Raw genomic sequence first — 690 nt, 5'->3', positions numbered from 1 at the left:
GGAGGGCGGCGCGGTGCTCGGCGCGATCGCCGCGGCCACCGTGGCGGCGGGCGCGGCGATCGTCTTCGTGGCGCGCAGGCCGCGCCGGGTCAGCCGCCGGAAGTGAACCGCTCCAGCGCCTCGACCACCAGCGCGTGGTCCTCGATCTGCGGCAGGCCCGACACCACGACCACGCCCACGACTCCCGCTCCGCGCACGCAGAGCGGGAAGGCGCCGCCGTGGGCCGCGTACACGTCCGGGTCGAGGCGCGAAGAGTCCTCGAACGTCGTGCCCTTGGCCCGGAAACGGCTGCCGACCAGGTAGGACGCGGACTGGTAGCGCTCCACGACGCGGCGCTTGCGGGCGATCCACGCGTCGTTGTCCGGCGTCGAACCGGGCAGCGCCGCGTGGAACAGCTGCTGGCCGCCGCGCGTGATGTCGATCGCGACCGGCGCCTGCCGCTCGCGGGCCAACTCCACGAGCAGACAGCCCAGCCGCCACGCGTCGTCGTGCGTGAACGCGTCGAGGACCAGGCGGCGCTCCTGCTCCTCCAGCGTGGCGATGTCGGGGGCGGTGGCCTTGGCGGGGGCGCTCACAGCGTCACCGTCACACCGTCGCGGGCCGAGCGGCGGGCCGCCTCCAGCACGTCGAGCGCGTCGGCGGCCTGGGTGGCGGGCACCGGGTTCGGGGCGTCGCCGCGCAGGGCCGCGG

At 76.1% G+C, this 690-nt stretch carries 1 protein-coding gene and 1 pseudogene; both read right to left on the bottom strand.

Going from position 1 to position 690, the window contains the following annotated elements:
* Positions 1–89: 89 nt before the first annotated feature.
* Positions 90–575 (bottom strand): heme-degrading domain-containing protein, encoded by a 486-nt coding sequence (locus G3I40_RS25180; protein ID WP_164304398.1) that lies wholly within the window; start codon positions 573–575, stop codon positions 90–92.
* Positions 572–690, bottom strand: a pseudogene (locus tag G3I40_RS47350) (oxidoreductase); the annotation flags it as partial. The pseudogene G3I40_RS47350 and the gene G3I40_RS25180, both read right to left, overlap by 4 nt.

The organism is Streptomyces sp. SID14478, assembly GCF_010548525.1.
Taxonomy (GTDB): Bacteria; Actinomycetota; Actinomycetes; order Streptomycetales; family Streptomycetaceae; genus Streptomyces.
The sequence above is the reverse complement of the archived record's forward strand: the minus strand, read 5'-3'. Positions and strand labels throughout refer to the sequence as shown.